Source organism: Chloroflexota bacterium, assembly GCA_020161265.1.
Taxonomy (GTDB): Bacteria; Chloroflexota; Chloroflexia; order Chloroflexales; family Herpetosiphonaceae; genus Herpetosiphon.
This window is the reverse complement of record JAIUOC010000005.1, coordinates 286,086-311,371: the sequence shown is the minus strand read 5'-3', so window position 1 is coordinate 311,371 and position 25,286 is coordinate 286,086. Positions and strand designations below refer to the sequence as shown.

Below are 25,286 nucleotides of genomic sequence, written 5' to 3'. Positions count from 1 at the left end.
AACTCAATGATTGAAGCCCTCGCCAGTGCGCGAGGAGTTTTTTTTAACCTTGGTTTTGCGCTTTGGCAGCGCAGGCCATACCAATAAGGGAATGCGTCATGACCAGCATAAAACCTTACGTCGCCGAATTGGCGAAACGTGTTCTGATTTACGACGGCGCAATGGGTACTAGCTTGGATTTGTACGATCTCAAGCCTGAGGATTTTGGCGGCGAACAGTACTTCGGCGCACGCGATTATCTCGCCTTGACGCGCCCCGATATCATCGAACAAATTCATAGCTCGTTTATGGAAGCTGGGGTTGATGTGTTGGAAACCAATACCTTCCAATCAACCCGCATTCGCTTGCATGAATGGGGCTTGGCTGATAAAACTTACGAGCAAAATTTCAAAGCTGCCCAACTAGCCCGCAGTGTCGCCGACCGCTACCAAGCCAAAGATGGTCGCAAACGTTTCGTGGCTGGCTCGATGGGGCCAACCGGCTTTTTACCTTCATCCGACGACCCAACCCTCTCAAATATTACCTGGGATGCACTCTCTGATACCTTCAAAGAGCAAACCATCGCCTTAGTGGAAGGTGGGGTTGATGTGCTCTTGGTTGAAACCAGCGTCGATATTCTCGAAGTCAAAGCGGCAATCGATGGTATTCGCCGCGGCTTGGCCGAACTCAAACGCCCTGATATTGCGATTCAAGCCCAAGTCTTTTTGGATCTCTCAGGGCGGATGTTGCTAGGCACTGATATTCAGGCCACGATGGTTACACTCGAAGCTTTGGCCGATGTTGATGTGATTGGCTTGAATTGTTCGACTGGCCCCGAACATATGCGGCCCGCCATCACCTACCTCGCCGCTAATTCCAAATTGCCAATTTCGTGTATACCAAACGCTGGTTTGCCAATGGAAGTCAATGGCGAAACCGTCTTTCCATTAGAGCCAGAAGGCTTTGCCAAAAGCTTGACTGAGTTTGTCAAGGATTTGGGCGTGCGCGTCGTTGGTGGTTGTTGTGGTACAACTCCGGCTCACCTGCGGGCGTTGGTCGATTCAATCGGCAACGATTGCCCACCAAAACCCAATCAAGCTCCTACGGTTCCCCAAGTTTCATCAGCCATGCGCTCCTTGCAGCTCAATCAAGATCCAGGTCCATTTATCATTGGCGAACGAGTCAACTCGGTCGGTTCACGCAAAGTTAAAAAGTTGTTGCTCAAAGATGATTATGATGGTGTGTTGCAAATTGCTCGTGAGCAGGCCGATAGTGGCTCGCACGCACTCGATGTGTGTGTTGCAATGACCGAACGCCCCGATGAAAAAGAGCAAATGCAAAAGTTGCTCAAAAAATTAACCATGGGCGTTGAATTGCCGTTGGTAATCGACTCAACCGAGCATGAAGTGATTGACGCGGCGCTGCAAATCTATCCAGGCCGCGCGATCATCAACTCAACCTCGCTCGAAGGCGGGCGCGAACAGAAATTCGATAAAACCATGCCCTTGGTTGCTCGTTATGGCGCGGCAATTATTGCCTTGACGATCGATGAAGAAGGCATGGCGCATACTGCTGAAGCCAAGGTTGTCATCGCCAAACGCATGGCCGAAATGGGCCGCCAAGAATATGGTGTGCAAAATGATGCTTGGCTCTTTGATGCCCTGACCTTCCCATTAACCACAGGCCAAGCCGAATTGCGCGAATCGGCCAAAGAAACCATGGAAGGTATTCGGCGGATCAAGGCTGAAATTCCCGGCGCAATGACGGTGCTCGGGGTCTCGAATCTCTCATTCGGGATTCAGCCGCACGCCCGCTCAGCGCTCAACTCGGTCTTTTTGTATCACGCAGTCAAGGCCGGGCTTGACGCAGCGATCATCAATCCAACCCACGTCATGCCATTCGCTGAAATCTCCGCCGAAACCCGCAAGGTCTGTGAAGATGTGATTTTCAACAGCGACGAAGAAGCCTTGCCGCGTTTCATCCAATATTTTGAGGCCAATACAGCGGTTGCTGGCGAAGCCAAAGTTGACCCAACCGCTACCATGAATGCCGAAGAACGAATTCATTGGAAAATTCTGCATCGCAAAAAAGATGGCATCGAAGCCGATATCGACGAATCGCGGGCATGGCGCGAAGCTGGCGGCCAAACCCAAGGCGAAGCAGCCATCGATATTCTCAATGGCGTAATGCTGCCAGCCATGAAAGAAGTTGGCGATAAATTCGGCGCTGGCGAATTGATTCTGCCGTATGTGCTGCAATCTGCCGAAGTGATGAAACGTGCCGTTGCCCACCTCGAACAATTCCTTGATCGGGTCGAAGGCACAACCAAGGGCAAAGTTGTGCTAGCCACGGTCTATGGCGATGTACATGACATTGGCAAAAACTTGGTTTACACGATTTTGTCGAATAACGGCTACACCGTTTACGACCTTGGCAAGCAAGTTCCAGTCAATACGATCATCGAAAAAGCGCTTGAAGTTGGGGCCGATGCAATTGGGCTTTCGGCTTTGTTGGTCAGCACATCCAAGCAAATGCCATTGTGTGTGCAGGAGTTACACAAGCGTAATTTGGCCTTCCCAGTGCTGGTTGGTGGCGCGGCAATCAATCGCCAATATGGTCAACGCATTCTCTTCCCTGAGCCAGAAGTGGCCTACACTGGCGGGGTTTTCTATTGCAAAGATGCCTTTGAAGGCCTCGAAACCATGGATAAACTCTCCGACCCAGCCGTGCGTGAAGAATATTTGAGCGTTATGGAAGATGCTGCCCGCGAATCGTTGAAAGCGCCAGAGCGTGGTCGCACGCTGTTGGAAAAACTGGGCAAAAATAATCCTAGTGGCGAACGCTCAGCCACCCGTAACGATAATCCCGTGCCAACCCCACCATTCTGGGGCGTACAAGTCGCCAAGAAAATTCGGCTCGATGATGTTACACCATATCTCGACTTGAATACGCTTTGGCGCTTGGGTTGGGGCATCAAAAACCTCAAGGGCGCTGAATATGATCGGGTGGTCAATGATGAGTTCAAACCACGGTTACGCCGCATGATCGATGATGCCAAGCGTAATGGCTGGCTGCAACCGCAGGCAGTCTATGGCTACTTTCCAGCCCAAGCCGCTGGCGAAGAGTTGGTGGTCTACGATCCTAAGGATCGCAAAACCGTGCTGACCCGCTTCGCCTTCCCACGCCAACCAAGTCGCGAACGCTTATGTCTAGCTGACTACTTCCGGTCAGTTGAAAGCGGCGAGTTCGATGTGGTTGGTTTGCAAATCGTCACCATGGGCCATGTTGCAGCTGAGCGCGTCGAAAGCTTGCAAAAAGCCAACGATTATAGCGAATCGTTCTTTAGCCATGGCTTGAGCACGACCTATGCCGAAGCACTCGCTGAATTTACCAACAAAATTATCAGCCAAGGCTTAGGTTTGAGCTATCAGGCCAAACGCTATTCGTGGGGCTACCCAGCCTGCCCCGATCTTGAGGAGCATACCAAGCTGTTTAGCGTTTTGCCCGCCAAAGAGATCGATGTCAGTTTGACCTCGGCCTTCCAGCTTGACCCTGAGCAAAGCACCGCCGCCATCGTCGTGCACCACCCTGATGCTAAATATTTCTCAATTGGCTCTGTCGCCGAACGCGCCGAAAGCGATGTGGCTGAAATCGCAAACTGATGACTTAAGGATCAGGGGCCAGGGATCAAGGATCAAGGGCTAGCGCTTCATGGAAGTTCTGCCCCCTGACCTCTGATCCCTAGCCCCTACTCAATACTCTGCTTTAAACCATACTTTCTAGATAAACTCTCGAACGATATCGTAGCCATAGCGCAAAATCACCCCAACTACCACCACCAAAAAGATCACGCGCACAAACTGGCTGCCCTTGGCCATGGCCATGCGCGAACCAATGATGCCGCCCACAATATTGCAAATCGCCATTGGCACAGCCAAATGCCAAATAATTTGGCCTACGCTGAGAAATTGAACCAAAGCTGCAACGTTGGTGGTTACATTAATAATTTTGGTGGTGGCTGAGGCTTGCAAAAAATCGAAGCCCAAAATGCCTACAAAGGCAAACATTAACAAACTGCCAGTGCCAGGCCCGAAAATTCCATCATAAAAACCAATTAATCCACAAAAAACCAAAACATATGGAATCGGCTTGGCTGAGGCTTTGGTTTGGCGGGCAGCGCTACCAAAATCTTTGCGTTTAAAGGTATAGATCGCCATAGCGATAATCAACACCAGCATAATTGGTCGAAAAAGCTCTGGTCGAATCAAACTGACGGCTCGCGCCCCTAACCACGAACATATTGCCGCACTGATCATACCCGGCACGACGATTCGCCAATTGACTTTGACTCGCCGATTGTAATTGACCGCTGCCGTGGCCGTACCCGTAACTGCGGCAAATTTATTGGTTCCAAGGATAAAGGCTGGGGCAAGATCTTTTTGGGTAATTAACAAGGGTGGCAACTGAATTAAGCCACCGCCACCAGCCACCGCATCAATAAAACCCGCCAACAAGGCAAACCCGCATAAAATCAACAAGGTCATGGCGCTGTATGTCCTTCTTTGAGCAATCCCGTTTGCAGATCAATCCCGACTGCTGCTCCGACCGTGTGCCATACGCTTGGCACTGGCGCGATTAACTCAAGCATCGAGCCATAACGCGGATGGGGAAATTGCAGCCAAGCAGCATGTAATAATTGATCAGGAATGCTCAAATTGCCAAACTGAGTTACGCCACCATAGCGTTGATCGCCCACTAAGGGATGCCCAATATGTTTTGCGTGCAAACGAATTTGATGGGTGCGGCCAGTGTGCAAGCGAGCCGCCAGCAAAGCCGCTTGTTGCCCAACTGCCTGCACTGTAAAACTAGTGTGCGCCCGCCGCACTCGCCGATCCTTAGGCCCATACAATTGATCGATCATTGCTTCGGGGTAAACCGACCACAGCCCAAACTCGCCACGGGAATGGCCTGTCACAACCTCTAATTCTGTCCAATCAGGCACGCCACTGCATAGCGCCAAGTAGGTTTTCTGCACCCGACCTTCGTTGAACATGCGCTGAAAACGACTATTAAGGCTAGGATTTTTGGAGACGATCAACGCGCCTGAGGTACCATGATCCAGTCGATGTACCAGGTGAAACGGTACGGCTTCGCCATCGCGCCCAAGAAAAAAACGGTGTAATGCACCTTCGAGATGCCCAAAGGTATCCCACGGTGTGGCCACGCTATACCAAGCGGCTGGCTTATTGAGCACCAAAATCCATTCATCTTCAAATAAGATGTCGGCAGGAGTGACCACGGGGTTGGCATATAAACCAGCAGGCGGCGTATGCACCACCAATTCGCCTTCAGGTGAAGCCTCAGCCAACGGATCATTGACGCGCACGCTGTTGATCCAAATCGCGCCGCGCACCATCAGGGTTTGGGCCAAGGTTGGCGAGAGGTTGAGGCGGGCCATCAGCAGTTGCCAAAGTGGCATTCCAGCAGTATCAGCTTCAAGGGTTAATTTAATAGGGTACTGTGCGGCTAAATCGCACAGTACCCTTTGATCAAGTGCCGACAACTCGGCTAGCGGGTTGAACACAATCTATCCGTTCTATTTGTTGAGCAGCACCAACGGATTATAGAGCGTATGGGTGCCGTCATCGGTTGCAAACCGTAAGAGCGTGATTGAGTAAGCGGGCAGCGTGACCGTGGTGGTTTCGCCGACTTCGGTCAATTCAACCGTTTGCGCATTACTAAAATCATCGTTCACATTGGTTTGCCCATTATACGTGATTGTGGTTGCATCGAGGCTAGCGGCTTGGGCCACATCAATCGAGCCAGAAATTGCCGGAATGACCACACCACCAGCGCGAAGTTGGACATTGGTGGTGGTCGCTTGGCCTGTTTTGTTGATTGCCATCAGCGAGATCGTATGGCCATCGCTGCCAGCATAAAAGCTGATTTGGGTTTCGGCATCGGCATCGCTGCTATATTCGAGCAGGCGATTGCCAAAAAATTGCCAGAGATGGAAGGCATAATATTGCGGGCTACGAGTGTAGCTTGGCACATCGCCAATCAAACCATAATCGGTGCCATTGCTTTGTACATTGCCATTTAACAGCCAATGGTTGGCGGCTAACACATCGCCTTGAATAATTTGGCCAGTTGTATCGGCAATAAACAACATATTCAGTGCTTTGGTCATCATCGCTTGCGGATCATACGGCCAACCAGCGCTCAAATTGTATTCGCCAATCATAATCGGAATATCGCGACCATCAGCAAAATCGGCGATTGCTTGACGAGTGCTAGCAAAAACTTCCGGCCATTGTTTTTGCGGGCGCGAAAGCATCAAATAACGACCAAGCGCATCATTGTTCGGCACATCAACAAAGGAGTAGGGGTGAATCGCGAGGTAGTCGATCACATCGCCGCCCTCGGTCAGCACTTTGGTTGTCCAGTTATTGAATTCGGTTGGGTTGGCCAAGCCAGTTACGCCGACCATAATCGTTGGGTCAACCGCTTTCATTGCTGCACGAACTTCAAGATAGCCTTCGTGGCGATTAGGTGCTGGCAAACCGTTGATGTATTCAGCGCCATCGCAAGTCCAGCCAACTTCCCAGCCTTGGACACATGATCCATAGGTTTCGTTGCCAAAATCCCAATATTTGATGCCAACTGGAGCGGCGTTGCCATGGCTGGCCCGCAGTTGAGCCCAGTGGCCGACCGTCTGCCAATTCACGCCCTTGTGATCGGTGCCAAGTGCCCGTTGATCGGTGACATCGCCATTGAAGAAGGCCACCAACGCGGCGGCTTCGCCCGAAGTTACATTGGTATTGATCGTCCAGATCGCATCGCGATCGGTTGCGCTTAGGAATTCAATAAAATCAGTTGGGGTCATGGCCCATTCATAATTACATGGCCATGCGTTGGCAATTGTGTTGGCCGCGCCCAATTCACAGTTGATTGCCCCATGGTCTTGGCTCATTGAGCCGCCAGGCAAGCGAATGGTCATATTGCCCAATGCTCCACTGCGGGCCAAAAAGGTTGTATTGGCCGCAGCTTCGACCCCCCACATACCATAATTAGTCCCGAGTGCATTACGGGCACTAAAGTCAAGCACGGTTTGATCGGTGTCGATCGTTACATTAACTGTGCCTGGCGGGGCGAAATCGACAATATTGAGGATAAGATCGTCGATGTAAAAGGTTGCTTGGGCCACGCCCGTGGATTCTTGCAAGTTAATCCGTGAGACTGCGCTGGGGTTGCCCAACTGGGCCATGGTCAATTGAACCTGAGTCCATTGGCCAGCCGGAGCATTGACTGGCACAGCAGTGACAATATTGCCACCATCAGTTGTCGTGACCCCAGCATTAAATTGTGCGCCGCCAGTACCACCATAGACCCAAAAACTAATTCCAGTCAAGGCTTCGGCAGGAATCAAGCCAGGTGAGTGCAGCGAAAAACCGCCCCACGCCTCAAAGGTCACCGCCGTCGATTTCGTGCCTGTATGCGCTTGGGCAGTACTATCAAAGGCTGCCGTCGTGCTCCACGACCAATTTTGCCAACCGGTAGCCAAGGCTTCATCAAACACAATTGATGTGCCATTCGGAATTGCGGTATGTGCCCGCGTCGAACCGAGCCATGCGACACCCAACACCATCAGCAGCGAAAGTTGAACCAAACGTCGCATTCCTAGCCTCCTGATCATCATTGAACATAGCAAGATTATAGTGAAAGTATCTAAAGAATAAACTTAAAAAATTTAGTAATTATTCACTAAAATTAAGTTTGTCTAGCAACCCTAGCCCGAAGTATAGGCTCTAAATCCATATAAAACTTGACATTTTCTACCAAAGCTGGGGTTGAGGCTTATGTTATACTCGCAATCAAAAGCAAGGAGTTTTTGCGATGAAGCAATTGAAATTTTTGGCAGTAGCAGTGCTTTTGATCGTGCCAATTCGTGCTAGCACTGCCGCGAGCAGCTATTGTTTCCCCGAACTCAAAGCCTATTGCGTTGAAGCGCCATTTGACGGTTATTGGCGTGATAACGGTGGCCTGTCAGTTTTCGGCTATCCAATCACTGCCAAAGAACGCTACCAAGCTCCCGATCAAGGCCCAACCCTCAGCATTCAATGGACGGAACGCCAACGCTTGGAGCACCATAGCAATTTGATCGGCACGCCCTACGAAATTCAAATTGGCTTGTTGGGCAAAGAACGCCTCGCCCAACTCAACCGCGAATTGGAACCCGCCGCCCGCCGTCCAGCCGCTGATTGTTTGTGGTTTGGCGAAACTGGGCATAATGTTTGTAATCAAGATCTAGGGATGGGGTTTAAGCAGTATTGGGAGAGCCATGGCACAACCACCACAGGCTTGGATAGCTATGCCCGTTCGTTGCAATTGTTTGGTTTGCCGTTAACCAGCGCTCAATACGAAATTAATGCTGATGGCGACCAAGTGGTTACCCAGTGGTTTGAGCGCGCTCGCTTCGAGTGGCATCCTGATAATCCCGACCAATTTAAGGTGTTGTTGGGACGTTTGGGCAGCGAATTAACTGGGCTTGAACCAGTAATTGAGCCTGAGCCAATTCCTGGGCCAAACCCACCAGACAAGTAAAAGAGGCGCTGGCAACATCCAACGCCTCAGTACATTTCCTACAAACCAGTCATTTTTTCTAAATCTTCGGGGTAGCGTGCGCCTTGAATGTTCACTGAAGCGGCGGCTTGCTCGATTGCTTGTACATCTGCCTCAGTCAGGCGAATTGCTGCCGAGCCTAGATTTTCTTCCAAGCGTTCGACGCGGCGCGTGCCTGGAATCGGCACGATCCATGGTTTTTGGGCTAGCAACCATGCCAAGGCAATTTGCGCAGTAGTGGCCTGTTTTTGCGCGGCAATCGCTTCGAGCAAATCGATCAAGGCTTGGTTGGCTTGCAGCGCTTCAGGCGAAAAACGTGGAATTCGATTACGAATATCGCCTTGAGCAAAGACGGTGCTTTGGTCGATTTTGCCCGTCAAAAAGCCCTTGCCTAGTGGGCTGAATGGCACAAAGCCAATCCCCAATTCTGCCAGCGTCGGCATAATTTCGGTTTCTGGTTCACGGGTCCACAAGGAATATTCGCTTTGCAAAGCGGCGACTGGCTGAACCGCGTGGGCACGGCGAATCGTTTGGGAACCCGCTTCAGAAAGCCCAAAATGCTTAACTTTGCCTTGCTGAATGAGATCCTTGACTGCGCCCGCCACTTCTTCAATTGGCACATTCGGATCGACGCGATGTTGATAGAATAGATCGATCGCTTCGATGCGTAGGCGTTTAAGCGATGCTTCGGCCACCCGTTTAATCTGATCAGGATGGCTATTGACTCCCGACCAGCCAGGTTTGCCATCAGGGTGTAAGTTAAATCCAAACTTGGTAGCAATCACGACTTGGTTGCGAAATGGCTCAAGCGCCTCGCCAACCAATTCTTCATTGATGTAGGGGCCATAAACTTCGGCGGTATCGAAGAAGGTTACGCCGCGTTCAACCGCTGTATGGATTAAGTTAATTGCTGATTGTTTATCGCCGCCAAGGCCATAGCTTTGGCTCATGCCCATACAGCCCAAGCCAATTTCCGAGACAACCAAACCAGTCGTGCCAAGCGTTCGTTGTTGCATTGCAAACTCCTTGCAGCTGAAATTTATGCTAACAACAGTATAGATCTTGGGGCTACAATCGCTTGCCTATTTCTCTTAGTTTATTGCCCAATGCTCTAAAGTTTGGTTTTTTTAGGAGTTTTTTAAGCCACGAATTGGCCGAATGATTTATGATCAGCGAAGCCAGTTTTCAATACGAAGTTCAGGAACTGCGGCGAAGTCCTTATCTGTAGTAAATTGTGGTTTCAACCTCTTGCCACGCTGCATCCCACGCCTGACCAATCGCCGGATCAGATCCCTGAGCATCGTGAAGTGCTGCTGCGAGTGAGCCTTGGGCTGGCCGAATCTGGGTTGGATTGGGTGGCATAGATTGAATTCGTTGGACGACAGCAAGCACCTGAGGATCGGTCACGGTATCTAAAGCACTTGTTAATAAGCTGATAGCTAATGTTTCCATCGATTGATGGTGAGCCAAAGCATGCTGTTGTAAGCGCAGCGCCAACGCTTCAGGAACAGTAATTGTAGGCATTGCACGTCTCCTTGCCGCATATCACAGGAAGCATAGCTGTAGTTTAGCATTGCCATGTTCTGGCCGCAAGCTAATTAATGTTTCTATGCTAGATTTTTGGATTGTTTCGGGATCATTGCCTATATTGCTAGGCTATCGTGAAACGACAATACCAGTATCGTATGCACTCCTTTTAATCGTCTTTATGGAAGTATCATTTGAAGGTCACTGGCAAGCACCAGCACAAATAACGGTAATTTCTCAGCTTGAACCGGAAACCGAGCAATATAATTACGGGTATAGGTGCAACTTCTGAATACATAATTATCTAATGATTCACTAGGTTGGCGCTCTATAGACCAATTTTCATAGCTTATTTCAATACCTTCTAAACTTTGCAGATAAACATCTCCACCGAGAATAGGAATTGCTAAATCTTCGATAATAACAATCGCATTCATTGCGTCTTGCTGGTCTAAGGCATATTCTGGCGTGCCTAACTCAGATAATAATATCCCTTTTTTGGGTAAAAATGCGTTATAAGCTGTTCTATTTTTCAACATAACACTCTCACAATGAAAAGAATCTGTGCTTAATTATTCTACTGTAGCATAGATTTGGCTTTTTGGGCTAAAAACCACAAGCCCTGCACAACTGCAAGGCTTGGTAAAGGTTGAGTTTTGAAAACTTAGCGGGTTTCAGTAACTTTGCGCAAACCACGCGGCTGATCAACATCGAAATCGCGGGTGTGGGCTAGATGCAAGGCCAGCAGTTGGCCAGGCACAATGTTGATAATTGGCGAGAGCCATTCGGGCAAACCAGTTGGGGTGCGCAAGGCTGTGCGGCTCAAGCGCAGGGTATCATGGTCATCGCTAATCGCCAGAATTTCTGCGCCACGCTCGCGAATAGTTTGGATGAAGCTTTGCATTTCGGGCAACATCTGGCCACTTGGCGCAATCACAATTACTGGAAACCCTGGTTCGAGCACGGCCACCGGGCCATGCAAAAAGTCGGCGCTGCTGTAGGGCTGCACAATTGTATAGGTTAATTCTTTGAGTTTGAGCGCCAATTCAAAGGCGGTTGAATAATTGTAGCCACGGCCAATCACCACACATTGCTGCATGTAACGATAGCGCTGCACCACATTCGCCATATCTGGCAGATTACTCAGGGTGTCGCCAACAACCCGAGGCAAACGCTCCAACGCCTGATGCATGCTAGCATCATCGGCCAAGGCAGTGCTGAGCAAAGCAATCGCGGCCAGTTGAGCAGTATAACTTTTGGTCGCGGCAACTGCCAATTCCTCGCCAGCGTGTAAATCGATCACAAAATCGCCAGCTTGGGCTAAGGGCGAATCGGTTTTGTTGGTGATTGCGGCGGTTAGTGCACCTTGTTTGCGAGCTTCGGTCAGCACGGCCACGATGTCGGGGCTTTTGCCACTTTGGCTGATGCCCAAGACACAAACATTGCCCAAAACCGGCGGGCGTTGATAGATTGAGAACAGGCTGGGTGTAGCCAAGGTGACTAAGATGCCATTGAGTGAGCCAAGCAAATATTGGGCGTAGCGAGCAGCATTATCGCTGGTGCCACGCGCAGCAATCACAATTTGGCTAATATTTCGTTCGCGAATGGCCGCTGCCAATTTGGCAACCGTGGCTTTTTCGGCCTCAAGCAGCCGAGCCAACGATTGTGGTTGCTCATAAATTTCGCGATAAAGATGGCTTTGGGTTAGCATTGACGTTGCTCCAAGGTTGTAGAACCATAGACGATGTTGCCGCCCACAAGTGTAGCGACGACTTGATAGTGCTGATCAAAAATGACTAAATCAGCAGGGTTATTGATTGCAATCCGGCCATAGTGAGCCAAGCCCAACAAATTGGCCGGAATCGTGGTAAAGGCTGGCAGAATCTGCTCAAGCGGGCTGTTCGTCCACGCTTGAAGATTACGTAAAGCCTGATCCATCGCTAATACGCTGCCCGCCAAACGGCCATCGCTGCGCCGAGCCTCACCGTTAGCCACAGTCAGGGTTGTGTCGCCCAGCAGATATTCGCCATCGGGCATGCCGAGTGCAGCTTGGGCATCGCTGACAATTGCAATCCGTTGACTGGCGCTTTGCCAAATATGGCGTACCAAGCCTGCATGAACGTGTACGCCATCGGGAATCAAGCCCATGGTGATCCGTTGATCGCTCAATGCCGCTCCGGCTAAACCTGGCTCGCGATGATGCAAGGCTGGCATGGCGTTGAACAAATGGGTTACCGCGCGAATGCCTTGATTGAAACCAGCCTCAGCTTCTTCAAATGTGGCCTCGGAGTGGCCCGCACTGACCACCACTCCTCGTTCAACCAAGGCTCGAATGAGTTCGTCGGCGGCATCAAGCTCAGGAGCCAAGGTTACCAAGCGCACACCATTGGCTGGCGACCAGGTTTCGATCGCGGCTAAACTAGGGTTTCGCAAATGGCTGGGATTATGCGCCCCACGTTTGGCTGGGTTGAGAAACGGCCCTTCGAGATGCAAGCCCAACACCCGCGAACCAGTAAAATTGCCCTGTTGTACCACCTGTTGAGCCGCCGCAACTTGGCTCAGCGGCGAAGTGATGATCGTTGGCAAAAATGCTGTCACACCATATTGCGGCAAGCCATCAGCAACCGCACCAATTGTGTTGGGATCGCTGGTAAAATCGTGGCCAAATGCCCCATTCAGTTGCAAATCGATCAAACCTGGCACAACAATCAGATCAGTCAGATCATAGCAGGGTGCGGTAGGAGCGGCTTCAGCCACATGACCATCGGCAATCGCCAAACTACGCACAGCGCTTAGCTCAGGCGTATAGATCGTGGCATTTTCAAAACGTAGGCTGCTCATGCGTCCCCTTGCAACATCCCACGATACACCCCAGGAGTCGAATCGGGGATGACAATTGCGCCAACTGTGCGTTGATAAAACTCAACGGGGCCAGCATCGCCGACAATTGCATAGCCATAACCAAGTTGTTTCATCGCATCCAAGGCCGCAACCAGCAAAGCCGTGCCAACTCCGCGCCCACGACAATCAGGGTCAACTCCGGTTGGGCCAAAGAAATTGCGGGTAGTGGTGTCGTAGCAGGCAAAGCCCAAGAGTTTTTGCTCTTCGACGGCAATAATGCAGCTAATTGGTGATTGGCTGAAGGCCACTGCACACTCGCTGCGCCACGCGGGGTAGAAAAAGCGAGCCACCCAATCCAGCACCACATGGCGTTCAGGGGCAAGGGCGCGACGAATCGTCACGCCCGTAATGCTGGGGATAGTTGGCAGTTCATACAATTTGACCAAGAGATCAGGCATAACGCACCTCGCCGTAGCTATCGCGCAAGCTTGCAAAATGTTTCAAGCTATCTTGCAAGCCACCTGGGCGATTGCGGCTCAGCCAAACTTGTTGGAAGCGCTCGATCAAGGTATCAATTTCTGGTTGCAATTTGCTAGCGGTTTCGCTTGGCTGTTGATCAAGCACCCACAAACCGCGTTGCACCGCATGGCGCAATAAATCGATCGCCCAAGCTAGCTCAACTTGGCAAAGCTCACCATCGGCGCGTTGAGGTTTGATATTTTGCAAGTCATCGCGCAGTTGCACCAAAATCTCATCGGCGCTATGCAAATCTTCGCGATCAAGTTTTAATTCGGCAATCGCTGCGGGGTTAGCCTGCAAAATGCGGAATAACGACGAGGTATTGTGCAATAATGGTGGCACAGCGCGATAGACATCGCCCAATTGATAGACCAAATTGCCTAAAACCTCGTTGCTATCAGCAAAAACCACCGTATCGAGCAAGGCGACCACATCAAGTTCCGCGAGCGCATTCCAAGCCCGCGCAGCGCCGATTGCCAAGCCAAGATAGCTGGTAACGAGCGGTTGCCAGTGGCCATTATCGCCCCAATCGGTCATCAAAAAGCCTTTTGCGCCGTGGTTCAAGCCATGTTTGGCGGCGCTAGCGATATTTTCCAAGGCATTGGTGGTACGGCCTGCGACAGTGTTCCAGCTTGAAGTGCCTGGGCAAACGTAGAAGGGCAAGCCAGCTTTGGCAATTGTGGCGGCTTGTTCTTCAAAGGGATGATGCGACTCGTAGCCCCAAATCAACACCTCGGCATCGCGCGGCAATTCGCTGACCAACTCTGGATAATGCAAAATAATATCGCTCCAGAATTGCATCACATAGCCGCGTGAATGGGCTTCGTGGTAGAGCTTTTGCAAAAATTCGAGATACACCCGACCTTTGCCGCGCTCAGCAACTGCCGCTGCGCTTGCCCCCAAGCCCAATTCAACCGTTTCGTCGCAGCCAACATTGAGCGTGCGCGTGCGGAAGTTGGGCAATAGTTCGTCGAGCATGCTGCGTACTAATTCGATGCTGCCTGGGTGTTCGGGAGCCAAGGTGAAGGGTTCTTCGAAATAGCCCCAATCGGGGTCACCAGTGTCGCAGCCGTCGGGGCACTCGGCCAAATCGCGATATTCTGGTTTGGTCAGCCAACGCCGCATATGGCCAAAACAATTTTGGTTGGGCACTAATTCGATAAAGCGCTCAAGACAGAAATCATCAAGCGCTCGCACTTCCTCAGCAGTCAGCGGCGAAGCATCAGCCCATACTGTGGGGTGATTTTGGTAGGCAAACGTATGCTCAATATACAGTTGAATTTGGTTAATTTTCCAGCTAGCCAATTCGTCGATCAGCGCGTAGAGCGTGGCCATGGTTGGCACTTTATCGCGGCTAATATCGAGCATAAAGCCACGCACTGCAAAATCTGGAGCATCATCAATTAATAGGTACGGCAATTGCCCAGCTGATTGTTGTTGAATTTGGCGCAGCGTTTGCAGGCCATAAAACAAGCCTGCCGCAGTTTGCGCAACAATCTGCATGCCATCAGCAGCAATCTGCAAACGATAGCCATCGGCGTGAGCAATGCTTGAATCAAGCGTTAGCAGCAAATTGGCAGCTTGCTCAACTACTTGATATTCGCCCAGCGCGGCTAAACTGGCTGAAACCCGCTGATCAAGCCCACTAGGTAGGCTAATCTGCCAAATTTTGGGTAAAGCATAGCTTCCCTCAGCACGCTGAAGGTTTTTTGGTTTTGGTAATAATTGCATAATTTGTTATCCCTTGACTGATCCGGCTAGCAACCCACGCACGAAATAGCGTTGCAATGCAAAGAACACTGCCAACGGCACGACCATCGAGACAAACGCGCCAGCGGTGAGTAAGTGCCATTTATTACCGAGCGAGCCAGTTAATTCAGAAAGTTTGACCGTCAACACTTTATTTGTGCCCAAGAACACCAACGAAACCAGCAGGTCATTCCAAATCCAGAGGAATTGGAAGATTGCAAACGAGGCAATCGCGGGAGTCGAAAGGGGCAGCACAATCTTCATAAAGGCCGTGAAATCGGAAGCACCGTCGATCTTGGCCGATTCGATCAGGTCGCCTGGCAGCTGCGAAATATAGTTATAGAGCAGATAAATCGCCAGCGGCAAGCCAAAGCCAGTATGCGCCAGCCATAACCCAAGGAAGGTTCCGGCGATCCCGGTTTGCGTATACAAGCGCAAAATTGGGATCAATGCTACCTGCAAGGGCACGACCATCAAGCCAATCACCATGGCAAATAGCCAATCGCGGCCTGGAAATTTCATCCAAGCAAAGGCGTAGGCAGCAAAAGCAGCCACCGTAATTGGCAAAATCGTGGCCGGAATCGTTACGACCAAGGTATTGACAAAGGCTTCACCGATACCGTTGGCGTTGATCACATCAGAATAATTCTTGAAGGTCCAGACCGATTCTTCGAATGGATGTTTGAGCGCATTCCACCAGCCTGAAGTTTTAACATCATTTTCAGGGCGGAACGAGCTAACTAACACGCCGACGGTTGGCAATGTCCAGAGAAAGGCAATCGCGATAACTGCGAAGTGAACAAATGAACGTGAGAAAAAACGTTGGATACGCATGATTACCCTCGCTGACGGCGGGCATTCCGCACATTAATAATCATCACTGGCAGCACGGCGATCACCAAAATCATGGTCAAGGCACTACTTAGGCCATAGTTTTGGTTGCGGAAGAACTCGGTAAACATGCGGTTGGCGATCACTTCAGTTTCATAGTTACCGTTGGTCATCACATACACAATATCGAACACCTTCAAGACCGCGATCACCACCGTCGTCACCACGGTCAAAATTGTAGTTTTGAGCGAAGGAATGATAATTCGCCAGAAGATGTCGAGTTCGCCTGCGCCGTCTACCCGGGCCGCATCGATGATATCGGCGGGAATCGCCTTGAGCGCCGCTGAGAGAATCACCAGACAAAAACCAGTTTGCAGCCAAATCATAATCACGATCAACGAAATATTATTGACGCTCTTATTGATCAGCCAAGCAACAGGCTTATAGTCGAAATTGCCGATAAACGCATTCAATAAGCCCACGCCTGGCGGGTTACTGGCATACATAAAGCGCCAAATCACACCTGCGCCCACAAACGAGATAATCATCGGCAAGAAGATCATCGATTTAGCAACTGATTCATAGCGCACTTTATCGAACAGCACCGCCATAATCAAACCACCAACCACGCTAAATGTGGTTACACCAACAATCCAGTAGAGATTATTGCGCAGCGCGATTTGGATGGTGCGGTTTTGAAAGGCAAAGACAAAATTATCAAGCCCAACAAAGGCCTCGCTATTTTTGTCGAGCACGCTATAGTAGGCCGTCATCACGGTTGGGTAAACCAAGTAGATAATCAGCAAGGCCAAGGCTGGGCCAACAAAAATCACTGGGCGAATCTTCTCGCGCAGCGTCTCAGAAGGAATCAGATTGAGCAACTCGTTACAGAGCCAGTAGGCAATCCAGATGCCAAAGACCCCGACGAGCAAGGCCACCCCAACCACCAACAACCGTGGCGCTTCGGCATCTTTCATAACGCCAAGGCTCCAACGCCCGACCAAGATTGAAATAATTAATGCGAGAGGCACAAGCAGCATGCGCACTATCCCGACGTTATTGCGTGAGAGCGGCTGCGTGCCTGTTTGTGGTTGTGATGACATGCCACAACTCCTTGCTGAGGAACAGTGCGACCAAAGCACTGTGCGATTACCGAGAACAGAGTCCAGAGAACAAGTGAATCTGGTCGATTCCGCTGTTCTCTGTGCTATGTTTGATCCACGAAGGACACGAAGAGCACGAAGTTAAGTTTTTTTAGCCACGAATTGCACGAATTACACGACTAATTATTTTTTAGCCACAGATTAGCACAGATTCGTTAGATTCTATTCCTGCTGTCCGATAGCCAAAAGCCTATAGCCTTTTTCCCTCTGCGTTAACCTTTGAGCGTTGCCTTCTGGCCTCACCCTTCATACCTTCCCGATCCCCAACAACCGATCCCCGACAACCATATGATACAACGCGAGGTAGGCATAAGCTACCTACCTCGCGCAGAGTTTCAGATGCGTCGCATCGTCATCGAGGGAGGCTGATTAGTTCTGTGGCCAGCTTTCTTCGATGGTTTGCAACACAGTGTCGATTTCGGTATTGTTCACGTAATCGACCATACCTTTCCAGAAGGTACCTACGCCAACTTCAGCTGGCATCAAGTCAGAAGCATCGAAGCGGAACACGGTTGCTTCCTTGATGATTTCAGCTTGGCGGCGGTCGATGTCGTTACCATACCAAGCCAAGTCTACGCTCTTGTTTGGTGAGATAAAGCCACCAGCTTCGACCCAGCCTTTGGCTGATTCTGGGCTAGCCAAGTATTGCAAGACGGCGCGAACTTCGGGGCGGTCGTTGAACATAGCGAACACGTCGCCACCACCCAACACAGGCTTGCCTTGGGCTGGATCAATTGGTGGCAAGTAGAAGAAGTTGCTGTCGGTGCCAGCTTTCTTGCCTTCTGGGAAGAATGATGGAATCCAGCCAGCTTGGCGGTGCAACCAGCAGCCTGGTTTGTCGGCGTTGAACATTGGAGTTTGGGTATCGGCCACGGTGGTGGTCAAGATACCTTCACGGCCACCAGCAACGTAGGTTTCGTTGAACCAGATTTTGCCCATCACTTCGGCAGCGTTCTTGACGCTTGGGTCGGTGAATGGGATTTCGTGGCTGACCCACTTGTCGTAGGTTTCAGCGCCAGCGGTGCGCAACATGATGTCTTCCATCCAGTCGGTAGCAACCCAGCCGGTCACGTTGCCGTGTTCCAAGCCGATACACCATGGAGTGTTGCCATCAGCAACCATCTTGTCGCTCAAAGCAGTCAATTCATCCCAGGTTTGTGGAATAGTGTAGCCAGCTTCTTCGAAGGCTGGAACTGGATACCAGACGATGCTCTTGGTGCTGGCGCGGAAGAAGACACCGTAGAGGGTGTTATCAACTGAGCCAAGATCGATCCATGATTGGATGTAATCTTTTTGCAAATCTGCTGGTTTGATGAAGCTTGAGATATCGACCAACTTGTTCTTGCGAGCCAAGGTTGCCATCAAGCCTGGTTGTGAGAAACCAGCGATGTCAGGGGCGTTACCACCTTCGGCGCGAACAGGAATCAAGGTTTCGAAATCTTTCGAGCCTTCGTACTGAACATCGATGCCAGTGCGGGCTTCGAAGGCAGCCAAGGTTTGATTGAAGGCGGTGTCTTCAGCTTCAACCCACAAACCGAAAATGCTAACTTTGGTACCTTTGAATTCGCCAGCTTCGGCGCGGACTAATTCGGCATAGTTAGGATTGACGGCTGGGACGCTGCCAGTGCTATCTGTAGTTTTGGTTGCGGCTGGTGCTTCGGTTGCGGCTGGTGCTTCGGTCGCGGCTGGTGCTTCAGTTGCTGCCGGAGCCGTGGTGGCTTGTGCAGCAGTGTCAGCGGTTGGTGCGGTCGTAGGTGTTGTGCTACCACCACAGGCGGCGATCAGCATGCTGATCAGCAGTAACAACAGGAAACTGCGATGTTTCATCTTGATTGTTCCTCCTAGTGTGGGGATTGGTGGGCTATGCGTGACCCATAACCCGTGGTTTCCCCAAATCCAACCTAAATCGATGTGGTACTGGTATGGTTTTGCCGTGGGATTCTGTGCCAATCCCTTGGCGAGTTAGGCCATTTGCGTTTGCGCAACCCGCGCCAACGCTTGGCTATCGAGCAAGGCGATCCCGCCCCATGCACCAGCAGCAAAATCACGATCTAAGAGCTTAACTCGCCCTGTCGGAAGTAACGATGCTGCTAGAGAACTTTGCTGACGTAAGACATCAAGTGCTTGTTCGATTGGTGCGAAGAAGGCTGAGCCTGCGCGGCTAACACCGCCTCCAAGCACAATATGGTCGCAATCGTAGGCAAGCACCATGGTATAGAGGGCTTGAGCAAGTTGTTCGCCAACCATGTGGGCAACTGCCAACGCTAAATCATCGCCAGCTTCAGCAGCGGCGTAAACTGCTGGAGTGGTTATCGAATTAAGCTGATGGAGTTGGCTATGCGGGAATGATGAGAGCAGAGAGTGTGCATAGTTGGCAATTGCTGGCCCAGCAACAATGGCTTCAAGACAGCCATAATTGCCACAGCGACAGCGAATTGTTGATGATCCGAAACGTGCATGACCGATTTCACCCGCCATCCCGTGACTACCACGGTAAACAGCTCCATCAAGAATCATGCCAGCGGCTATGCCAGTACCTATACTAACATATAATATCGAATCGATCGAACCAGCCAACCAATAGCGTTGAATGCCTAATGCTGCTGCTCGAACATCGTTTTCAATCACACAGGCCGTGCCAAAGGTTGCGTTGATGAATCCACGTAGATCAACTGCTTGCCAGCCAAGATTGACGGCGTGCCGAACAATCCCGCTCTGCGTATCGACTTGGCCTGGAATGCCAATCCCAATGCCCGCAAGGAGCCGAATGGGCAGGTCGGCTTGTTTCAAGGTTTCCCAAATCGCGTCAGCAAGAGACTTGAGGGCATTGTCTGGAGTTGCGGTATCGGTTGGGCGTTGAACGCTGGCCCAAACCCGATTATCGCCATCGACAAGTAGGGTGGCAATTTTCGTCCCCCCTACATCGACTCCCAGCCGCCAGCCATTGGCGTTCCGGCGCTGTCGTTGATCCACGCAAACCCCCTATACAAGGAACTAAGTGGCTAAGCCTGTCGGGGGTGGTTTGCTGGAACTTAATCCCGAACAATGCCTAGCTCATTGGCTAGTAACAGAGCTGCTGCACCTAAGGTAACAATATCGCTGCCGAGGGTGCTCACTTGCACATCGGTGGCGGCGACCAAAGTCTGCAAAGCGTGTTGTGCTAGCGAACGGCGTAACGGTTGGAGTAAATCATTGCCAAGTTGGGCCAGCGACCCAGCGAGGATAATTGATTGAGCGTTGAGCAAACCCACTACATTTGCAATGGCGATGCCAAGATAGTAGGCGGCTTCGTCAACCAAGGCTCGGACAGTCGGATCATTCGCGGCTAAGGCCGCTTGGACCTCGGCAATTGTCCATGGCTGTGATTGTGGTTGGGTTGCATCAAGTTTTGTTAGCAGCGCACTTGTGCTGGCAACAGTTTCGAGGCAGCCATAATGGCCACAACGACAGAGAGTTCCATGAGGTTGAACCACGACGTGACCGATTTCACCCGCTCCCCAAGCATCACCACCAACAATTCGACCATTGATAAAAATGCCTGCGCCGATCCCACGCCCAACGTTGATCACCACAAGGTTTGCCGCGTTGCGCTGGCTGCCAAACGTGTGTTCAGCAATCGCCGTTACATGACTATCGTTGGCCAAATAGACCGGTAACCCATAACGCTTGCCCAACAAATCGCGGAGTGCGAGATTGTGCCAACCAAGGTTGACTGCTTGTTGGACAACTCCAGCGGTGGTGTTAATCACCCCTGGTGCGCCGATGCCAATTCCGAGAACTGGGCTGTGGGTGTTCGCCAGCAATTGATCAATCAGTTGATACAATTGTTCGAGAACATTGCCCCCATTCAGCGCGAGCGTTTGGCGTTGGCGAATTGCCCCACGTAAGTTGATAATCGTGCCCCGCAGTTCGTGTCCCGCAACATCCAAACCGATCAAGTGACGACCATCATCCAATACGCTCAGCAATGTCGCTGGCTTTCCACCACCAGAGGGCGCTAACCCGACTTCTTGCACCAATTCTTCTTCGAGTAGGATCGCGACGTTACTCGAAACTGTGGTTGGCGTGAGGTTGGTTAAGCGTGCTACATCCACCCGACTAATCGCGCCACCGTCGTAGATGGCTTTGAAGACAAGTCGGTAGTTGTGAAGCTTGCTTTGCTCCCGACTGGCTTTCTTGGGCAGTCCCTGCATAACTTATTCCAATGAATTTACTAAGTGAGAGTATCCCACAAGCGGCTCAATTTGTCAAGCGCAGCTTTGCGAGGGGCAAAAGGCTGAGCTTCGAGGATCAGAATAGTCTGATTTTAGGAGAGTGTAATCGCTTCCATTGCAGCGTTAACGCGACTATTTCTGAATACGGTTCTATTTTATCCGATAATTGATAAGTAGGGGTCAGGGATCAGGGGTCAGGGGTCAGTATTAAGAACGTAGAACATAAGGAAAAGGATGAAGGATGAATTATGAGGGATGAAGGCAGTAGGAACAGAATCTAAAAAATCTGTGTCAATCTGTGGCTAAAATAAGCATGCATGGAATTCGTGCAATTCGTGCAATTCGTGGCTAAAATTGCCTTCATGGATCAAAAAAGGGATCGATAACAACCACGTTACCGATCCCCAACCACCGATCCCCAATCCCCCGCTTCTCGAACTACTTCACAATATAGGGCATAAATACCTTATATTGGCTGACTGGAATACTATTAGCGGTTGAAACCAAGCTGGTACTGCTAGTTGCGCTACTATCAGCAGCCGAAGTTGCTGTAACCGTGACGCTATCGGTGCTATTGGCAGTGGCGTTGGCCGGAATTGCCACCGATACTTGGACTGTAGTGCTTGCACCAGCCGCCAAATTAACACTGGTTTGACTCAAGGTTGTTGACCAAACGTTGCCACTCAAGCTCAGGTTAAAGCTATCGCTCACATTGCCTGTGTTAGTGACGCTCAGCGTGTAGGTGATGGTTGAACCAACGAAGCCACTCAAGGCTGCTTGCGGTGCACTAACTGCGACATCATGGACAGTCGAGCTACCAACATTCAAAACCACCGGAACCGTTTGGTCGCCGTTGACGGTATTGGCTCCTGCGTTAACCCGCAAGCGAGTGCGATAAGTGCCATTGGCAAGGCCTGTAGCATTGGCAGTCACTTGGACGTTCGCCGAACCACGCGCTGCTACATCAAAGTTGCTGGGTGTCCAACTGAGCCATGGGGCACTACCAGCATAGGCCGCAAATTGAATTGTCAAATTATCGTGCAAACGGCCAGTGCTGTTATAGACCCACTGATAGCCATTGGCCCCAGTGCTATCTTCGATACCAACGCTAACGCTATTTTGGGTATCAACGTTCTGATAATTGAGCGTAACATCGCCAGTTGTCAGATTCAGCACAAATTGAAAATCTTCGGGGCTGAAGTTGCCATTGTTTGCCCAGTGTGGCACACCACTAAATTCAACAATAAATTGATTGTTGGCGCTATCGTTATAGGTAAAGACCCCGTTCGTGCCAGTCAAGTTCTCTGGATCAAGGTCGTCCCACAAGGCTGCAATCACGTTGTTGGGAGTTGAGGTGCTTGGCACAACGCCGTTGGTCGATGTACCAGTTGAGCTACAGGTGGTGGCGTTGGTTGGGCTAACGAAACCATTGCTATTGACAATCAATTTGCTATAGGCGGTGCCATAGTAATTGAAGCTGCTTGGCAAGTTCACCACCGAACAGGTATCATCGCCTAAACTGAGGCGAGTGCCAGTGCTACTGATATCGTTCCAAGTATAGCTTGGGCCGCCAGCATCATCGCTGCTCTTAACTTCATAGCCAGTTGGGGCTAGCGAGATGGCGGCATTCAGGCTTGTACCACCAGCATTGCCCACCACTAAGGTGCGATCTTGGCTGCCACTGGCCACATTGAAAGTCAATGGGCTGGGCGAGGTCGTCAAGACTGCCAACTGCGCCAAACTCAAATCTTGAGTTGTGAACGTATTACTGCTAACAGTCAGGTTGTAGCTAGCCGGAGTCAAGCCAACACCACTGGCCTTGAGTGTATAGCTACCAACTGGCAATTCCAAACGATAGCTGCCATCAGTGCCGCTGGTCGTCGTGCTGGTAAAGGTGCCAGTTGTGGCGACAATCGTCGCATTGGCAATTGGCTGATTGTTATCGCTTGCGCGGACAAAGCCAACCAAGCCTTGCGGTGCAACATCGAGCCATTGAGCGCTGACCGGACCCCAGTTGCCCGCAGCATCGCGCCCACGGAAATAGACTAAGTGGCGACCAGCATTCAAGTTTTGCGGAATGGTTGCATTGACCGCTTCTTGAGTGCTGTTGAAGCTGCCATCAGTTGCGCTCAGGCTAATTGCAGTTGCCCCAGCTCGCCATGGTGGCGTATCAACATAGGCTTCGGCAGCAGCAATTGTTTGGTTACCATTGGTTACATCATTAATCGTTGCCATCAATTTGTAACCATTGCTCATCGATTGAGCGGTTACATTCAACGCATCTGGGCCACGTTGTAACAAATATGGTGTCCGCGCAACTTTCGAGGCATACAAGAAGGCTGGCAAGTTGCGACCCCAGAAATTACCAGGTGCTTGGCCATCCAGACAGGTAAATGCTGGGAAGAAGCCGCTACATGTGCCCGATTCTGGCCCAATTTCAAAGGTATAGGCCGCTACCCCTAACTCACCATAAGCCCAATCATCGGTTGTACCACTAGTTGGATACAGCTCGTCGGATTTTTGCGGTGTGTAGCCGTTGTAGCTGGCGAATTTCGTGCCCAAACCACGCAAATCGGCATCGTTTGGCGCAAGTTGGGCTGAGTGACCATATGGCCACAAAACCAAATCGCTATATGAGTGAATTGAGATATAGACCCCGGTTGTGGTATCTGGCGCAGGATCAGTATCACTTGGCCCACGTTGATCAGCAAATACGCCACGAATCCATTGTTGTAAAGTGGCAACTTCTGGCTCTGAAGCAGCTGAAACGCCAGGCCATGTTGCACCACAACGATCACCATTCGGGCTATCGACTTCGCCCCAGTGGAACGATGAGTTGCGGTTGAGGTCGATCCCAATATTCACGCCGCTACAGCCTGAGGTATCAACCGTGTTGCGATTTTTGCGTTGCGATAAGCTTTGCTCGGCAATCTTGCGCCCATCGGGGTTGACAAAAGGCACAATCACAATTGTGTGCTCATCAAGCAACCAATGCACATCGGGGTCGGTTTCATAGCGCGAAAGCAAATACTCGGTATAGCGCAAAGTCAATTCAGCGGTTGACATTTCACGAGCGTGAATCGCCGACATTAAGAAGAAGGTTGGTTTTGGCCCAGGAATCAACGAATTGGTCAGCGTGATCCCGCGCAAATCGTAGCCTGCTGGCCCACCAGCGGTCACTTTATCCCATGAAGTCCCATACGTGAATAAATCCGTTAGGTTGGGATAGGTCGCATGCCATTGATCAAGTAAGGCGTAGCCTTCTTCAACCGTGCGAAATCCACCTTGGACTGGCATGATTGAAGGTTCTTGCAACAAACGAGTTTGCTCTTGATCAATTTCAGCGACAAAGCCTTCTTGTTGCAATTTGGCCAATTCGCTTGGCGTAATTAATGCAAACAAATCGTGCTTATCACGCATTTCCAACAAATCAAGGCCACGTGCACTAAGTGCCAGCGAATCAGTGCGATCTTTGGCCTCAATCCGCGCCACAATCCGTTGTTCTTCGACCACAGGCTGGGCTTGGGTACGTTGGGGCAGCGAAATCACCACCAAGCTACTCCACAAGCCAATTAACGCGAGGATTGTCCCAATTAACGACCAACGATGCCTCAGACGGTCCATACAAGCGACCTCCACACAGTGTGAGCCTAGCGCCGTGCCAGAATCTCCTTCGATTTTTACGCTAGGGAAGTTTTGGGGAATACCGACTCTTCATTGAGGCTCTATTTTATCATTATTAAGTATTCGTAATGCAGCTTTGGCGATATGCGATTAAATTGAAAGGATGAATTATGAGGGATGCACGTCAGAACATAGAGCAAAGAATATAGGAATTGGG

At 50.7% G+C, this 25,286-nt stretch carries 18 protein-coding genes; 2 read left to right on the top strand and 16 right to left on the bottom strand.

All coding sequences use genetic code 11. The annotated features are described in order from the left end of the window. Window positions 1-98 precede the first annotated feature (98 nt). The gene (gene metH, locus LCH85_13405) at window positions 99-3,641 is read left to right on the top strand and encodes a methionine synthase (GenBank protein ID MCA0352987.1); all 3,543 of its coding nucleotides are present in this window, start codon (window positions 99-101) and stop codon (window positions 3,639-3,641) included. Window positions 3,642-3,758: 117 nt separating this feature from the next. On the opposite strand, the gene LCH85_13400 is transcribed toward metH, so the two are convergent. Genes LCH85_13400 through LCH85_13390 form a run of 3 tightly spaced genes read right to left on the bottom strand, consistent with a single transcriptional unit; the run spans window position 3,759 to window position 7,657 of the window. Next, window positions 3,759-4,523, bottom strand: coding sequence for a TSUP family transporter (locus tag LCH85_13400; GenBank protein ID MCA0352986.1), 765 nt, complete (start codon window positions 4,521-4,523; stop codon window positions 3,759-3,761). Further along, a complete protein-coding gene (locus tag LCH85_13395; GenBank protein ID MCA0352985.1) occupies window positions 4,520-5,563 on the bottom strand; it encodes an RluA family pseudouridine synthase in 1,044 nt (347 codons plus the stop codon). Before LCH85_13395 ends, LCH85_13400 begins: the two co-directional genes overlap by 4 nt. A gap of 12 nt (window positions 5,564-5,575) precedes the next feature. Continuing rightward, the gene (locus LCH85_13390) at window positions 5,576-7,657 is read right to left on the bottom strand and encodes a hypothetical protein (protein ID MCA0352984.1); all 2,082 of its coding nucleotides are present in this window, start codon (window positions 7,655-7,657) and stop codon (window positions 5,576-5,578) included. Between the two features lie 218 nt (window positions 7,658-7,875). On the opposite strand from LCH85_13390, the gene LCH85_13385 reads away from it, so the two are divergent. Further along, window positions 7,876-8,583, top strand: a complete 708-nt coding sequence (locus tag LCH85_13385) for a hypothetical protein (protein ID MCA0352983.1) — start codon at window positions 7,876-7,878, stop codon at window positions 8,581-8,583. Between the two features lie 38 nt (window positions 8,584-8,621). Here LCH85_13385 and LCH85_13380 read toward each other — a convergent pair whose 3' ends face one another. The 13 genes from LCH85_13380 to LCH85_13320 form a co-directional block, all read right to left on the bottom strand. Next, complete coding sequence (locus LCH85_13380) at window positions 8,622-9,617, bottom strand: aldo/keto reductase (GenBank protein MCA0352982.1); 996 nt, start codon at window positions 9,615-9,617, stop codon at window positions 8,622-8,624. A 202-nt stretch (window positions 9,618-9,819) separates the two neighbouring features. Continuing rightward, window positions 9,820-10,125: a hypothetical protein gene (locus LCH85_13375; GenBank protein MCA0352981.1), complete on the bottom strand. Its 306-nt coding sequence runs from the start codon at window positions 10,123-10,125 to the stop codon at window positions 9,820-9,822. Between the two features lie 182 nt (window positions 10,126-10,307). Then, on the bottom strand, window positions 10,308-10,667 hold the full coding sequence (locus LCH85_13370) for an immunity 40 family protein (GenBank protein ID MCA0352980.1): 360 nt from the start codon (window positions 10,665-10,667) through the stop codon (window positions 10,308-10,310). A gap of 125 nt (window positions 10,668-10,792) precedes the next feature. After that, window positions 10,793-11,839, bottom strand: a complete 1,047-nt coding sequence (locus LCH85_13365; GenBank protein ID MCA0352979.1) for an SIS domain-containing protein — start codon at window positions 11,837-11,839, stop codon at window positions 10,793-10,795. After that, a complete protein-coding gene (nagA, locus tag LCH85_13360) occupies window positions 11,833-12,969 on the bottom strand; it encodes an N-acetylglucosamine-6-phosphate deacetylase (protein MCA0352978.1) in 1,137 nt (378 codons plus the stop codon). Before nagA ends, LCH85_13365 begins: the two co-directional genes overlap by 7 nt. Next, a complete protein-coding gene (locus LCH85_13355) occupies window positions 12,966-13,427 on the bottom strand; it encodes a GNAT family N-acetyltransferase (GenBank protein ID MCA0352977.1) in 462 nt (153 codons plus the stop codon). The genes nagA and LCH85_13355 overlap by 4 nt, the downstream gene beginning before the upstream one ends. Further along, window positions 13,420-15,219, bottom strand: coding sequence for a family 20 glycosylhydrolase (locus LCH85_13350; GenBank protein MCA0352976.1), 1,800 nt, complete (start codon window positions 15,217-15,219; stop codon window positions 13,420-13,422). Before LCH85_13350 ends, LCH85_13355 begins: the two co-directional genes overlap by 8 nt. Window positions 15,220-15,225: 6 nt before the next feature. Continuing rightward, the gene (locus tag LCH85_13345; GenBank protein ID MCA0352975.1) at window positions 15,226-16,071 is read right to left on the bottom strand and encodes a carbohydrate ABC transporter permease; all 846 of its coding nucleotides are present in this window, start codon (window positions 16,069-16,071) and stop codon (window positions 15,226-15,228) included. Window positions 16,072-16,073: 2 nt separating this feature from the next. Further along, window positions 16,074-17,171, bottom strand: coding sequence for a sugar ABC transporter permease (locus LCH85_13340; protein MCA0352974.1), 1,098 nt, complete (start codon window positions 17,169-17,171; stop codon window positions 16,074-16,076). Between the two features lie 429 nt (window positions 17,172-17,600). Next, complete coding sequence (locus tag LCH85_13335) at window positions 17,601-19,058, bottom strand: ABC transporter substrate-binding protein (protein MCA0352973.1); 1,458 nt, start codon at window positions 19,056-19,058, stop codon at window positions 17,601-17,603. A gap of 135 nt (window positions 19,059-19,193) precedes the next feature. Then, window positions 19,194-20,204, bottom strand: a complete 1,011-nt coding sequence (locus LCH85_13330) for an ROK family protein (protein ID MCA0352972.1) — start codon at window positions 20,202-20,204, stop codon at window positions 19,194-19,196. A 59-nt stretch (window positions 20,205-20,263) separates the two neighbouring features. Continuing rightward, window positions 20,264-21,424 (bottom strand): ROK family protein, encoded by a 1,161-nt coding sequence (locus LCH85_13325; protein MCA0352971.1) that lies wholly within the window; start codon window positions 21,422-21,424, stop codon window positions 20,264-20,266. A 459-nt stretch (window positions 21,425-21,883) separates the two neighbouring features. Further along, complete coding sequence (locus LCH85_13320; protein ID MCA0352970.1) at window positions 21,884-25,069, bottom strand: carboxypeptidase-like regulatory domain-containing protein; 3,186 nt, start codon at window positions 25,067-25,069, stop codon at window positions 21,884-21,886. Window positions 25,070-25,286 lie beyond the last annotated feature (217 nt).